The sequence below is a fragment of the Kangiella sediminilitoris genome (assembly GCF_001708405.1).
In the GTDB taxonomy this organism is placed as follows: domain Bacteria; phylum Pseudomonadota; class Gammaproteobacteria; order Enterobacterales; family Kangiellaceae; genus Kangiella; species Kangiella sediminilitoris.
The window spans coordinates 260,668-273,469 of sequence record NZ_CP012418.1; the positions used below are offsets into that span (position 1 = coordinate 260,668).

14 protein-coding genes and 1 tRNA gene are annotated in these 12,802 nt (G+C 43.8%); 9 read left to right on the top strand and 6 right to left on the bottom strand.

Annotated elements, in window-relative coordinates; all coding sequences use genetic code 11:
- Genes KS2013_RS01280 through KS2013_RS01290 form a run of 3 tightly spaced genes read right to left on the bottom strand, consistent with a single transcriptional unit; the run spans position 1 to position 3,308 of the window.
- Positions 1 to 762, bottom strand: coding sequence for a Na(+)-translocating NADH-quinone reductase subunit C (locus KS2013_RS01280; protein WP_068988635.1), 762 nt, complete (start codon positions 760 to 762; stop codon positions 1 to 3).
- Positions 755 to 1,960, bottom strand: coding sequence for an NADH:ubiquinone reductase (Na(+)-transporting) subunit B (locus tag KS2013_RS01285; RefSeq protein ID WP_068988637.1), 1,206 nt, complete (start codon positions 1,958 to 1,960; stop codon positions 755 to 757). Before KS2013_RS01285 ends, KS2013_RS01280 begins: the two co-directional genes overlap by 8 nt.
- Before the next feature lies 1 nt (position 1,961).
- Complete coding sequence (locus tag KS2013_RS01290) at positions 1,962 to 3,308, bottom strand: Na(+)-translocating NADH-quinone reductase subunit A (protein ID WP_068988638.1); 1,347 nt, start codon at positions 3,306 to 3,308, stop codon at positions 1,962 to 1,964.
- A gap of 419 nt (positions 3,309 to 3,727) precedes the next feature.
- On the opposite strand from KS2013_RS01290, the gene tpiA reads away from it, so the two are divergent.
- The 6 genes from tpiA (at position 3,728) to KS2013_RS12100 (ending at position 8,166) form a co-directional block, all read left to right on the top strand.
- Complete coding sequence (tpiA, locus tag KS2013_RS01295) at positions 3,728 to 4,495, top strand: triose-phosphate isomerase (RefSeq protein ID WP_068988640.1); 768 nt, start codon at positions 3,728 to 3,730, stop codon at positions 4,493 to 4,495.
- A gap of 4 nt (positions 4,496 to 4,499) precedes the next feature.
- On the top strand, positions 4,500 to 5,015 hold the full coding sequence (gene secG / locus KS2013_RS12130; RefSeq protein ID WP_068988643.1) for a preprotein translocase subunit SecG: 516 nt from the start codon (positions 4,500 to 4,502) through the stop codon (positions 5,013 to 5,015).
- Positions 5,016 to 5,026: 11 nt separating this feature from the next.
- Positions 5,027 to 5,112: transfer RNA gene (locus KS2013_RS01305), tRNA-Leu, on the top strand.
- A 430-nt stretch (positions 5,113 to 5,542) separates the two neighbouring features.
- Positions 5,543 to 5,668: a hypothetical protein gene (locus KS2013_RS12095; protein ID WP_267283742.1), complete on the top strand. Its 126-nt coding sequence runs from the start codon at positions 5,543 to 5,545 to the stop codon at positions 5,666 to 5,668.
- Positions 5,669 to 6,244: 576 nt separating this feature from the next.
- A complete protein-coding gene (locus KS2013_RS01310; RefSeq protein WP_068988645.1) occupies positions 6,245 to 7,834 on the top strand; it encodes a ShlB/FhaC/HecB family hemolysin secretion/activation protein in 1,590 nt (529 codons plus the stop codon).
- Positions 7,835 to 8,034: 200 nt separating this feature from the next.
- The gene (locus KS2013_RS12100; RefSeq protein WP_267283743.1) at positions 8,035 to 8,166 is read left to right on the top strand and encodes a hypothetical protein; all 132 of its coding nucleotides are present in this window, start codon (positions 8,035 to 8,037) and stop codon (positions 8,164 to 8,166) included.
- On the opposite strand, the gene KS2013_RS01315 is transcribed toward KS2013_RS12100, so the two are convergent.
- On the bottom strand, positions 8,163 to 9,242 hold the full coding sequence (locus KS2013_RS01315) for a glycosyltransferase family 9 protein (protein ID WP_211267777.1): 1,080 nt from the start codon (positions 9,240 to 9,242) through the stop codon (positions 8,163 to 8,165). The genes KS2013_RS12100 and KS2013_RS01315 overlap by 4 nt on opposite strands.
- A gap of 81 nt (positions 9,243 to 9,323) precedes the next feature.
- On the opposite strand from KS2013_RS01315, the gene KS2013_RS01320 reads away from it, so the two are divergent.
- Entirely contained in the window at positions 9,324 to 10,043 is a 720-nt protein-coding gene (locus tag KS2013_RS01320; RefSeq protein WP_083217749.1) for a 3-deoxy-D-manno-octulosonic acid kinase, read from the top strand.
- Between the two features lie 8 nt (positions 10,044 to 10,051).
- Here the strand turns inward: KS2013_RS01320 and KS2013_RS01325 are convergent, their stop codons facing one another.
- Positions 10,052 to 11,059: a DUF3667 domain-containing protein gene (locus KS2013_RS01325; protein WP_068988648.1), complete on the bottom strand. Its 1,008-nt coding sequence runs from the start codon at positions 11,057 to 11,059 to the stop codon at positions 10,052 to 10,054.
- Positions 11,040 to 11,300 carry a twin transmembrane helix small protein gene (locus KS2013_RS01330; RefSeq protein WP_068988649.1) on the bottom strand — a complete coding sequence of 87 codons (261 nt, stop codon included), beginning with the start codon at positions 11,298 to 11,300 and terminating at the stop codon, positions 11,040 to 11,042. Before KS2013_RS01330 ends, KS2013_RS01325 begins: the two co-directional genes overlap by 20 nt.
- Before the next feature lie 58 nt (positions 11,301 to 11,358).
- Between KS2013_RS01330 and KS2013_RS01335 the strand changes: the two genes are divergently transcribed.
- On the top strand, positions 11,359 to 12,216 hold the full coding sequence (locus tag KS2013_RS01335; RefSeq protein WP_228703693.1) for an SURF1 family protein: 858 nt from the start codon (positions 11,359 to 11,361) through the stop codon (positions 12,214 to 12,216).
- Positions 12,197 to 12,799, top strand: coding sequence for a hypothetical protein (locus tag KS2013_RS01340; protein WP_068988651.1), 603 nt, complete (start codon positions 12,197 to 12,199; stop codon positions 12,797 to 12,799). The genes KS2013_RS01335 and KS2013_RS01340 overlap by 20 nt, the downstream gene beginning before the upstream one ends.
- Positions 12,800 to 12,802 lie beyond the last annotated feature (3 nt).

Sequence of the window (12,802 nt, forward strand, 5' to 3'; positions counted from 1 at the left end):
TTAAATTTCTCCCGCTCTTACTTTTGCTAAGAATGGGCCAAAGCCATCCTCACCTAACCAATAGTGGAGTGTATTCTCAACACCATTACTGGTTAGCGTTGCTCCGGAAAGGCCATCAACCTGGTGCTCATTTTGTGCCGAACCTTTTACAAGTTTAATGATTGGCTCACCTTGCTCATTAAGAACTTTCTTATCAGGCCAAAGGGCACGCCATGATGGGTTTTCAATCTCGCCACCAAGACCGGCGGTCTCGCCCTGCTCGTAGTACTTGAAACCAACGACAGTGGTCGTATCTGGCTCTAATGCCAGGAAACCATACATGGTTGACCAGAGACCGTATCCATGAACAGGAAGAATGACAGTGTCTAGCTTGTCGCCATCTTTAACGAAATAAACATTAGCCAGTTGAGAACGCTTTTTAATACCAGCAATATCTTCTTTACCGGTTAGCACTTTGTTTGTATCCGGATCTTTGGCGAACTTACGTTGGTTGAAATCTTTTGGTGCTTCAACAATTTCACCTTCAGATAGGTCAACAACGTGAGTTTCGACTTGTTTAAATAGCTCTTCAACTTCAGCCTGGGTACCGCCTTGTTCAAGCAGACCAGCTGCAATCAAGATGTTACGTTTGCGGTCAAGCTCTTTGTTGAGTTCCTGCTGAGGTTTCAGCTGAATTGCAGCGAACGATACAACTACTGAGCAGACCAAGCTCAAAACCACGGCAACTATAATGGTTTTAATAGGACTTTCTTTCTTAGACATGACGACGAGCCCTCCGTTTGATGTTCGCTTGAACCACGAAGTGGTCGATTAGTGGCGCAAAAAGATTTGCGAATAAAATAGCCAGCATCATACCTTCTGGGAATGCTGGATTAACAACACGAATCATTACGACCATGAAGCCAATCAAAGCACCGAAGATCCACTTACCTTTGTTGGTAAGAGCTGCTGATACCGGATCAGTAGCCATGAAGAACATACCGAACGCAAAACCACCTGTTACTAGGTGCCAGTACCAAGGCATTGCAAACATAGAGTTAGACTCACTACCGATACCGTTAAGGATATAGCTTGTTGCAATCATACCCAGCAGTACACCCAGAACAATACGCCATGAAGCTATTCTCATGTAGATAATGAATAGACCACCAAGGATAATCATCAGTGTCGATACTTCACCGATTGAGCCAGGGATACGGCCCATGAAAGCATCCCACCAGTTTGCATTAATGCTGTAGTCAGTAATAGAACCCGCCGCAGCAGCTGCTAGTGGAGTTGCGCCTGAGAAGCTATCTACAGCTGCCCATACGGTTTCACCAGAGATATCTGCTGGGTAAGCGAAGAACAGGAATGCACGACCCGCTAGAGCTGGGTTCATGAAGTTCTTGCCAGTTCCACCAAAAATTTCTTTTGCTACTACCACACCGAAAGAAATACCAATGGCTACTTGCCACAATGGTATTTTCGCAGGAAGGATCAAAGCGAACAGGATCGAAGTGACGAAGAATCCCTCGTTGATCTCATGACCACGAACCGATGCGAACAATACTTCCCAGAAGCCGCCGACGATGAAAGTAACGGCATAAATCGGGAGGAAGAAACAGGCACCGTAGAACATCAGACCTAAAACACCCGTTTCAGGAGTAATAGCTCCCCCCATAAATTGGAAGAAATCAACCTGCCACATGTCAGGTAAGCTCATGCCAGCCTGTAGGGCAACTTGAGCCTGGTAGCCAACGTTCCACATACCCCAGAACATGGCTGGGAAAGTAGCAAACCAAACCATGATCATGATTCGTTTCAGATCAATGTTGTCTCTTATGTGGGTTGTGCCCTTAGTGACATGACCTGGTGTGTAGAAAATAGTCGCTGCAGCTTCATATAGCGCATACCACTTTTCCCACTTACCGCCTTTCTCAAAATGCGGCTCGATTTTTTCGATAAAATTCTTTAAACCCATCTTAGCCATCCTTCTCAATCTTAGTCAGATTTTCTCGGAGAATTGAGCCGTACTCGTATTTGCCCGGGCAAACGAAAGTACACAATGCAAGGTCTTCCTCGTCCAGCTCAAGACAGCCAAGTGCTTGTGCTGTATCTGTGTCACCAGAAACCAGTGCACGAATAAGCTGAGTTGGCAAAATATCCAAAGGTAAAACGCGCTCATAGTTACCGATAGGCATAATGGCACGAGCTGAACCACCTGTTGATGTGGTCATTTTGAATTTTTTGCTTGGGAAGATATGGCCCAAGAAAGCACGTGTAACAGAGAACTTGTCGCTACCAGGCATAGCCCAGCCGAAGAACTCTTTGTCACGACCTTCGAGGATAACCGTAACCTGATTATCATAACGACCGATAAATGCGCGAGAGTCGACTGCATGAGTACCATTCAGTACTGAGCCTGAAATTTGACGGCTGTCAGAGTCAACAATCTCATTTGTTAAAAGTTCATCAACGTTAGCGCCCATACGAGTGCGAACAAGACGAGGATTTTTAACTTCAGTCCCGCTAAGCGCGATGACTCGGTTAACAAATAATTCACCATCGGTGAACAGGCGTCCTAGAGCGATGACGTCCTGATACCCCATATGCCAGACGAAGTTATCTGCCGCAGCTGGATATAGATGGTGGATGTGAGTTCCAACAAGCCCCGCTGGATGTGGGCCTGTAAAACTTTCATAGCTCACTTTCGAGTTAGAAGACTGCTCAATAGCTGAGTCTACCTTAGTACCTACGAAGACCTTCTCTTCGGCTAGCGTACTTAAAATAGCCAAGCCATTATTAAAGTCTGCGTTATGCTCCTGGATAACTACTTCAGGGTCAGCGGCTAGTGGATTCGTATCCATGGCGCTAACAAAAATAGCTTTGGTTGTGGAGTCAATGGCAGGAACTTTTGAATATGGACGAGTGCGCAGTCCTGTCCACATACCAGAGTCAACCATCTGATCAACAACGGCTTGTCGATCCAGTTGTGCAAGCTGATCGGCTGGGTATTTATTAAACTCTACCGATTCCTCCTGGTCGGCGATTTCTACGACGACTGAGAGTAATTTTCGCTTTGCCCCACGGTTGATTGCGGAAACAGTACCGGCTGCTGGAGCGGTATATTTCACTCCCGGTGTTTTCTTATCCTCGAAGATGAGCTGGCCTTTTTTTACAACATCACCGACCTGTACGTGCATCGTCGGTTTCATGCCAACATAATCTTCGCCTAAGATGGCGACGGTTTTGACCGTAGCACCAGTTGAGATCGTTTGCTCTGGCTTTCCTTCTAAAGGAAGATCCAGGCCTTTTTTAATCTTAATCATAGGTCGCTACTTTACATTTACCTAGTGGTTGTCACTTCAATAATTGCAATATGTGAATTTCCCAAAAACAAAAACCTGGTGTGCAGTGTACTGCAACCAGTCTAACTATTTGTTTTTTGGTATTCTTCCATTACAATCGCTCTAAATAAAGGTCAAAAAATAATCAATGACCTTAAACGGCGCGTATTATACTTGGATCACCCCCGTAAGATCCATGCTTTTCGGGATAAAACACATTAATCCACTGAAAATGCACGGTTCTTGTGCATCAAAGCTTGTGTTCAAGCCAAGCCTCAGTTAATATTTGCGCCCTTTTGTAAAAAGGAGGGGTGCGCTGTTGCCTGACGTAAGTGTCGAAGACATCTTAGTTAATGGTATCAGGGGGCCCTGGACATAAAGTAAAGATTTAGAGGTGGGGTGTGCGAAAAACACTGATAGCTGGAAACTGGAAAATGCATGGCAGCCAAGATTCCATTAAGGACTTACTTAACGGTATTACAGGCCAGCTGGATGCATCAATGGACAGCGATATTTTAGTGTGTCCTCCTACTATTTATATAGATAGCGTTAAAAAACAGCTGGAGAATGCTCCCGTTGCAGTTGGTGCACAGAATGTATCTGAGCAGGACCAGGGCGCTTTCACTGGCGAGGTCAGTGGTGACATGCTCAGGGATTTTGGCGTGGAATATGTGCTTGTTGGCCATTCCGAACGCCGCAGTCTATTTAATGAGTCTGACGAAATCGTTGCTAAGAAGTTCGCGAAGGCTCTAGAGCATGGGATAAAACCTGTTCTTTGTATCGGCGAAACACTTGAACAGCGAGAAAATGGCACCACTATGGCTGTTATAAAGCAGCAGATTGATGCGGTGATTGATTTTTATGGTGATCGCGACGTTGCTTTAGATAAGATTAGCCAGGCCGTTATAGCTTATGAACCGGTTTGGGCAATTGGTACTGGAATGACAGCAACGCCAGAGCAGGCGCAGGACGTTCATTCGTCTATTCGCAACTATCTGGCTGAAACAAGTCAGGATACAGCTGACAAAATACAAATTTTATATGGTGGTAGCATGAAGGCGTCAAACGCTGAACAGCTACTGGCTCAACGAGATATCGATGGCGGACTGATTGGGGGAGCTTCCCTGAAAGCCGACGAGTTTATCGCAATTTGCAAAAAAGCAGGTTAAGACTATGGAATTATTTTTAATGATTAGCTTGTTAGTAGTCGCATTACTACTGATTGGTGTTATCTTAATCCAACAAGGTAAAGGTGCTGAAATGGGCGCTTCATTTGGTGCTGGTGCTTCAAATACCTTGTTTGGTGCTCCGGGCTCGGGTAACTTTTTGACTAAAAGTACAACCGTGCTTGCGATTGTATTTTTTGCTATTGCTTTGGCGATTGGTGCTCTGAACTCGCATGAGACAGCAAATAAGTCGAGTTTACTGGATGATGTTGATCAGACTGAACAAGGCGCAGCGGTAGAGTCTTCAGAAATCCCAGCGGAAACAAACGAAGCTATTAGCACTGAAATTCCAGCCGAAGCCAATGATGAAATTAGCGCGGAAATCCCTACAGAAGAACAAGCTTCTGATGAAATTGCTGAGTCCATTGATGCTGCCGCTGAAGCAGCAGCTTCTGCCGATGAAGTAAAGGATGACGCAGAAGAGGGCGCCAAAGACGAAGATAAAGGCGACGACAAGCAGTAAATTCTGAAAAAGCTCAGGTGGTGGAATTGGTAGACACGCTATCTTGAGGGGGTAGTGGCCGTAGGCCGTGCGGGTTCAAGTCCCGCTCTGAGCACCAAACATAAAACGACTGTTGCGTAAGTAGCGGTCGTTTTTTTTTGCTTGATTCCAGCAGGGGTAAGGGTTATTGGAAGAACATTAATGGATAGGCTTTAGAAAGGTCGTTGAAAGTTTAGAATTTGGCCCCGTAAACAGGAATATAGTCTACTCCTTTTAACCTCTGGTGTTTTAATATAAAAAGATAAAAATGTTATAAAATCTGACAAAAATTTGTTTAATAGACGTTGATTTCTTTTACATAATTTATGAAAAAAATCCGAATTTTTTATTTATTATTGCTTGTTTGGATAGTGAGTCCCAACTCAAGAAGAATCAGGTGGTGGGCCTAGAGAATCGGGTATTTTCTTTTGCTAGAATATAAATCTCCAGTATGTTGCGCGTCAACGAGGGTCGCGCTTGTGTTTGGTTTTTTGCAAGAGGATTTGCTCATGAAACAGACTATTACCCCGAAAAAAGTGCATCAGCATGATGCGGAAGAAATCTTTCTCGATACCTGTAAAGTGATTGTGGCTTTACTGCTCATAGGAGCGCTTGGATTTTCATTCTTCTTATAAATACATATGAGGTATCGCAGCTTACCGTTGGGGAGTTGTGATACCGAATATGTCCTATTTTTTGAATCATCTTGGTGGGATGAGGGGGGATCCTGCATTTCAGCTTACAGTTCAATCAGAACATAAGTAGTTAAAAACCAGAATTCTTACTTCTCTAATTTTCGAACGATCCTTTTCCTAAGGCAGCTGAAAAATTAACACTAAAATTCACATATAGGCTGCCTGAACCTTCAGGTCTGGAAGTCGCATATCTCAAAACATCCATAATAGCTCATGCCAGGCAGGTTTAGGTGCAATGAGTGGTATTGAGTGTAGAAACCTTTCGAAGGCTCCACTCAAGACTACTTAAAAGTGAGTCAGATACTCAGGAGCTATTTCTAATAGAAGGTAGTTTAGTTTTGAAGGTAAGTTATGTAATTGACCACACCTAATCATTAGCATTAAATTAGTATTTGGTGGGGCTCCTAGTGCTGCTTAGGCAATTTGATGTATTTGCTGGATTGTGTGACAGTTACTAGGGTAAATATTACGTATCACCTATGATGGGCAAGATTAACAATATAAGACAATAACTATATGCGAAAATTATTCGGCATAGTGGTATTACTGGTACTGCTGGCTGCTAATATAGCTGCTGGGGCAGAAAATAATAATCAACATACTATAAAAAGTATTCAGATAGTCACTCATCCTATCTTTAGCGAGGATGAGCGAACCAGCTGGCTTTATGAAACTGCTGATGATCTGCATATTGATACCAAGCCCTACGTTATTGAGCGTTTACTTCCATTTAAAGTCGGTGACACAGTTAATGAGCGCTTGCTGATCGAAGCTGGCCGTATTTTGCGTGGTCAGGGTTTTTTGCGGGAAGCGAGAGTAAGCTGGAAGCAAGCTGATGGCGGTATTGATGTTTTGGTAGAAACATGGGAAACCTGGACTTTAATCCCCACCGTGGATATAAGCCGAGAGGGCGGTGCTAATGAATATGCTTATGGTATTGAGGATGACAACCTGCTTGGGCATGGCATTCGTGCAACACTGGAGTATTTTAAGGAAGAAGAGCGCTCCGGCTACACTTTTATTATGGCATCGGATGTATCAACCAATCACCACATTCAGAGTGCTGTAGCATTATCGAATAACTCAGATGGAGAGCAGTACTCCTTCTCGCTAATAAGGCCTTTTTATACCTTAGAAGATACCTGGGCAGCTGGTGCTAACTTCAATACCCAGCGTTTACAGGACACTATTTACAGTAATGATGAAACAGTCAATGTCTTCGAGCAGGAAATTGATGAATTCGGATTTTCTACAGGCCTGTCACAGGGAATCGTAAATAATGATGTTTGGAGATTCCTGGTCGGGTATAACCAGGAAGAGCACCGTTTTGACCCTCTGCTTGATACCAGTGTTTTACCTGATGATCGTGGCTTAGAATACTTTTGGGCTGGTCTTGAGTATCAGCAGGATAACTTCATAAAAACGAAGAACCTATACCTTATAGATAGAACCGAGGACATCCAGCTCGGCTGGTATCACAATTTAAAACTTGGTTATAACACTTCAGAACTGGGCAAGGAGGAAGGACTTGTTGGCTACTGGAGGGGGCGTTACGTGAATAAGCCTGATGACAGCCATCTGGTACATGCTTTCGCCAGTTTGAGCTCTGAGGGTGAAAGCATTGATCGTTCAGGGAATCCATTGGGCGTAACTGCTTATTACGGTATAGGTACCGAATACTTCTATCATTCCAGTAAAGAACATATCTGGTATACCCGCCTTCATTATCGCGCAGCGGATAACCCTTATGTTGATCAGCCAATTTCCCTGGGTGGTGAATCTGGGCTGAGGGGGTATCCTTTGGAGTATCTGCATGGCGAGGAAAGTTACCTTCTGAATGTGGAGAGACGTTTTTATCCGGGCAACACCTGGTTTAAGTTATTAAACGTTGGGTATGCCGCATTTGTTGATGCGGGTAGAGTAAGTGGTTACACCCCCTACACTAACCAAGAAACAGGGACGCTTGCAAGCGCTGGAGTTGGCTTAAGGCTTTTTATTGCTCGTTCCAGCGGACGTAAGGTGATCAATATAGATTTTGCCTCTCCGGTGAATTCAGAGTTTTTAAGTGGCGTTGAAGTCAGCATCACACTAAAGGCTAGTTTTTAATAAATATATCGCGTAAAAAACTATGTTAGGTATGAAATATTTAGACATATATAGTATCTAACTCACTGTAATTATGACTGGATTATTTGCAAAGCAATAGTTGTTTACATTTATAAACACACATTTCCTCAAAAATAGTATTACATAGACTTATAGCTTAACGCAGTAAGTGGTTTGAATACTTAACGGAGGATATGACCATGAAAAATACAACTAAAGTTCCAGCACACTTTGACGATGATGCATATGATGCTCAGGACTTATTTTTTGACGCCTGTACGGTAGTAGTAGCCTTGGTGTTAATCGGAATGGTGTTATTTGCAATAGTCTAGTTAGCTTGTTCATTCAGCGGCTGTTCTAGACCATAAAAGTCAATAGCCCTGGTAATAAGCTCTTTGACTTCCTGCACACTTATATTCTGCATGAGATCGCTCCCCTTTAAGCGATACCCCCAAGGAATCATGTCAGAGGAGCAACCTAGCTCCTCTGACGCTTTTCGTGTGTAGGCATCAGCGATAAAACGTTGATAAAGATATGGGCCCGTACGCTTTGGGTTGCTGTGAGCATAAAGACCAATAACGGGGGTGCTTTGAGTCACAGCCATATGGGCTGGCCCTGAATCAGGAGCGATTACAAGCTGAGCCTGCTGAAGAGTGAGTAATAATTGTTTAAGGTTTGTTTTGCCTGCCAAATTTATAGTAACAGCTTTAGTTTCCTGAGCGATGCTGCGACAGATCGTTTTTTCAGACTCTGAAGGGCCACCTGTCAGGAGCACGGTATAACCTAATTGGTGACAATAATCTGCAATGGCTGCATAGCGCTCAGTTAACCAGTTACGTTCGGCTTTACTGGCCGCGGGGGAAATAACAACAAAAGGTTCTTTCGGAAGGTAGTTTGCTGCCCAGGCTTTAGCCTCATGTGGGATGGGTATTCGCCAGGAGGGTAGCTCATCTTCAACACCAATGGCTCTTACAAAATCCCTGAAACCATCCAGGACATGAAATCCACGACTATCTTGAATATGCTCTCCTACAAACAAAGAGTGAAGTTCTTTGCTGCGTTCTTTGGCAAAGCCAATTTTTCGATCAGCAGGAATAAAAAAAGCAGCCAGGTTGGCCCGAAAGGCCAGCTGCATATGAAGAAGGATATCGAAGTGACGCCCCTTCATGGAGTGCTGAAGTTCACGGTAAGCCTTCCATCCCTTACTTTTATCAAAGACCACGAAATCTACGCCGGGAAGGTCACCGATAAGTTTCTCTTCAACTTTTCCAATTACCCAGGTGATGGTTGCCTCAGGATAAGCTCTCTGAAGCGCTTGAACTGAGGATACTGCGTGGCATACATCTCCGATCGCTGAGAGGCGCAGGATGCAGATTGATTTTGGTGTAGCAATGTTTGTGGAGGTCAAAGCGGCGCTCAAATGTTATGGATAGTTCAGATTTTAATGTATAGTATGACATAAACCAACCGCGCAATTAGTTGAGCTTGAGTGAAAATCCAACAAATTGATAAAAACCGCTTTATGGTGGCTGTCAAAAAATACCGAGAGAAGGTAACAAAGGATTGGTTTGACCCTGAACAACTCAAGAAAAATGATGAAATTATTGGTCAGTCAGTAGGACGAAATACGACTTATTTCTTCGAGAAAGACGGTAAACGTTTTGTATTAAGACGTTACTACCGCGGTGGTTTGATCGCTAAATGGGTTGAAGATAGTTATCTGTTTCTTGGCTTAAGAAAAACCCGGGCTTTCCGTGAGATGAAACTACTGAAAGAGATGCGTAAACGTAATCTCCCTGTGCCAGAGCCAGTGGCGCTAATGGTCAGTAGAAAAGGACTAACTTACCGCGCATCTATCATCATTCGATTGATCGGTAATTCTAGAGATCTGTTTCACATCCTGCGTGAGCGAGCATTAACTGAAAAAGAATGGTTAGCGGTAGGTAGGCTCATTAGGAATTTTCACAATAAAGGCGTCTACCATGCTGATTTAAATATCCATAATATATTGCTGAGCCGGGACGGTGAAATGTGGCTAATTGACTTTGATCGAGGTCGTTTTGTTGAACCGAATGCCTCTAACCTGGAGACTAATCTTGGACGCCTAAAGCGTTCATTGGAAAAAGAGAGTAAAAAATGGCAAGAATTTCATTGGCGACAGCCTGACTGGGAGTTGTTATTGAAAGGCTACCATGATGAACATCAGTAGCCTTTAAGCTATACGGAGAACAGAGCTGCCATCATAGCGAAAACGGTAATAAAAGCGAAAACGATCAGGTAAACGATGCTGAAAACAATAAATTTAAGACTCGTAGGCCAGAAGCCTTGACCGTAGAAGCGCTTCATGGAAAGAAACAGATAGATGACCACCCATATCAGCAATATCGATCCCAGCGGGACATAACTCAGCCAGCTAAACACCTTTTGTAATTGATACCATCCGAGATACAGTAGGATTATAGCGAACATGTAGCTGTGAGAATGTAGCAGTAGAACCAGGTGCTCTACGTACAAATGGCGCTTCATGAAATATAGTAGCTGTAAAATGACTGCCAAAAGTGGCATGGTAAAGAGAAAAGTCTGAGGCAGGGCTTCTATCGCGCTTTGCCCGAGAGATAGCCAGAAGTTGATTTTGGCTTTAGTCTGCTTTTCTTCAGGCAGATACTGGATATCATCGTAGGCATCGCAGACAGCGGCTGTTTTTTTATCAAAATAGTTATCAAGCCACTGGGGCCAAAGTTGGATTATATCCTGGGTATGATCGCATCCACCCCCAAAGATAACTGTTGTGTCATTAATCGCGACATGGTCGACTGCTTCTAACTGTTCTGGAGTAAGATTTTTTTCTTTTTGTATTGCCTCAATTTCCTGTTGAACCTCCTTATCATCTAAAGCAGTTTTTACGTCAATTTCCATTTCAGTCAGGCTGAAACCGCCGAAGCTGGTTAATAAAAAGAATATAATCGAGAGGAATATATAGAGCCGTATCGGGGTGACGTAGTGGTTGTTGTGATGAGAGTTTCTAAAGTAATCAAGGCTTAAAGCGGCGGGTTTGGCAAGTGCTGCCGCCGTTTTATAAGCTTTTGAGTCATAGCCAAACCAGTTCTCAACAAATTCCCACAGCAATTCTTTAACGCTGCGGTGCGGGCGAAAAGTTTTCTGCCCACATTGAGAGCAATATTTTTTGGGTTTGGGTGCAACTTCCTTAGTTGTTGTTTCGCTCATCAGTGACAGCTTCCTGTGCTGGATCTACGGGTAAAACGCCTTCTCTCATATTGATGACGCCGAAGTAATCAAGCAGTATGACGATAATAAACAAAGCAAGACTGAGGCCAATCCGCCACATTAGTGACCTTAATAACTGTTTACTATTCTCCTCTCCCCCCTTAGTCAGAAAGAATAAACCTCGAAAAAGGCTGAATAATATAGCCAGCATCAATATAATAACGACAACTTTAACCCACATAGTGTGCTCAACGGTAATTTTCGACTTTTGTCAGTCATTATACGAGAAAAGTTGAGGAGTGAAAGCACCAGCGCTAAGAGATTATCGTGAGCGAGCCAATGTCACAGGTATTATTTTGAGTGAGCTTCCTATAAAACCAAAGTTCTGGCAAAGACCCTTGTTCAGGCTTCCGCTTGGTAGCAGGGTATTCCAACCTCGCTTAATTCCAACATTGGGTTTCTTAATATTGATGCCTCTATTGTTGAGGCTGGGGGTGTGGCAAATTGACCGTGCTGAGGAAAAAGCCAATATCATAAGTGAGCTGGAGCAAAAGTCTGCGGCCGCTCCGATACCCCTGTCAACGGCTCTAGAAACTGAGTCCCCTGATATGATGGCTGTGATTTCACAGGGCAGTCCGATTTCAGAAGTTACCCTGGTCACCGATAATCAAACCCAAAACGGGCGTCTGGGCTATGAGATCTATAGCCTTTGGCAGCCATCAGAAATGACAAAACCTATTATCGTGAGCCGAGGTTGGCTTCCTCGAAAGGATTTCTACCAAAAAGTTCCTGAAGTACCTTCCTTTGACGCTGAGCAAATAAAAGGGACCCTGTATTATTCTAAAGGAGCAAATACGGTAGTGGCTGATAATGCGGTCTGGCAGGAGTTCAACGGAATATGGTTGATTGGACAGTTCGATTTTCAAACTCTTGCAGAAAAAATAAAGCAAATGGGGTATGATAGCGCCCCGTTTATCATCAGGCTCGAACCTGATGCTGACAGTGAATTCGTTCGGCAGTGGGAGGTTGTCGCCAGCCCGCCCGAAAAACACATCGCGTATGCGATTCAATGGTTTGCCATGGCACTGGCTTTGCTGGTGTTGTTTATTATTCTCAATCTGAAGCGAGTAAAACACAATGAGTCAACAAACGGTTGATCCTAAACAGAGAAAAAGTAATCGTCGTGTAGTTTCAGCGCTGGTATTGCTTTTTGCTGCTCCTGTTATCTTAGCTTATATCGCTCATTATATGGGCTGGTTTAATATTGCCACTCAGAATAACGGGAAATTACTAGAGTCTCCTTATCCTCATTTTGAGCAGTTCGAGTGGTCGTCCGCCAGTGGTGATCCGCTCCACTTCCGCGATTTTGAAACCTTATGGTGGTGGGTATATATCCCTCAATCTGATGACTGTGGCAATACCTGCGAAATGACAATTAAGTGGCTGACCAGAACGCATGTGACTTTAGGTAAAGAAGCTGAAAAGTTAAAGCGGTTGGTTGTATTCCCATCCGAGGTTAACTACCAGGATAAAGTTGAAGATGCCGATAAGATCGTATTGGCCCGTGGCTCAGCAAAAAACAGCGAGACTGAGCTTGAACGCGGTAAAGTCTATTTGATGGACCCTCATGGCAATATTTTTATGCAGTATGATTCTGTTAGCACTCAGGAAGAAGCTAAAGCAAGTAGTAAAGGAATTCGTGACGATGTCCGTAAGGCAATGAAAGTAACTGGACTATAGCGA

Excerpts from the sequence above, each read along its gene's own strand:
- KS2013_RS01280 (WP_068988635.1), bottom strand. The coding sequence starts at position 762 with ATGTCTAAGAAAGAAAGTCCTATTAAAACCATTATAGTTGCCGTGGTT.
- KS2013_RS01285 (WP_068988637.1), bottom strand. The coding sequence starts at position 1,960 with ATGGGTTTAAAGAATTTTATCGAAAAAATCGAGCCGCATTTTGAGAAA.
- KS2013_RS01290 (WP_068988638.1), bottom strand. The coding sequence starts at position 3,308 with ATGATTAAGATTAAAAAAGGCCTGGATCTTCCTTTAGAAGGAAAGCCA.
- secG (WP_068988643.1), top strand. The coding sequence starts at position 4,500 with ATGGAATTATTTTTAATGATTAGCTTGTTAGTAGTCGCATTACTACTG.
- KS2013_RS12095 (WP_267283742.1), top strand. The coding sequence starts at position 5,543 with ATGAAACAGACTATTACCCCGAAAAAAGTGCATCAGCATGATGCGGAA.
- KS2013_RS01310 (WP_068988645.1), top strand. The coding sequence starts at position 6,245 with ATGCGAAAATTATTCGGCATAGTGGTATTACTGGTACTGCTGGCTGCT.
- KS2013_RS12100 (WP_267283743.1), top strand. The coding sequence starts at position 8,035 with ATGAAAAATACAACTAAAGTTCCAGCACACTTTGACGATGATGCATAT.
- KS2013_RS01325 (WP_068988648.1), bottom strand. The coding sequence starts at position 11,059 with ATGAGCGAAACAACAACTAAGGAAGTTGCACCCAAACCCAAAAAATAT.
- KS2013_RS01330 (WP_068988649.1), bottom strand. The coding sequence starts at position 11,300 with ATGTGGGTTAAAGTTGTCGTTATTATATTGATGCTGGCTATATTATTC.
- KS2013_RS01340 (WP_068988651.1), top strand. The coding sequence starts at position 12,197 with ATGAGTCAACAAACGGTTGATCCTAAACAGAGAAAAAGTAATCGTCGT.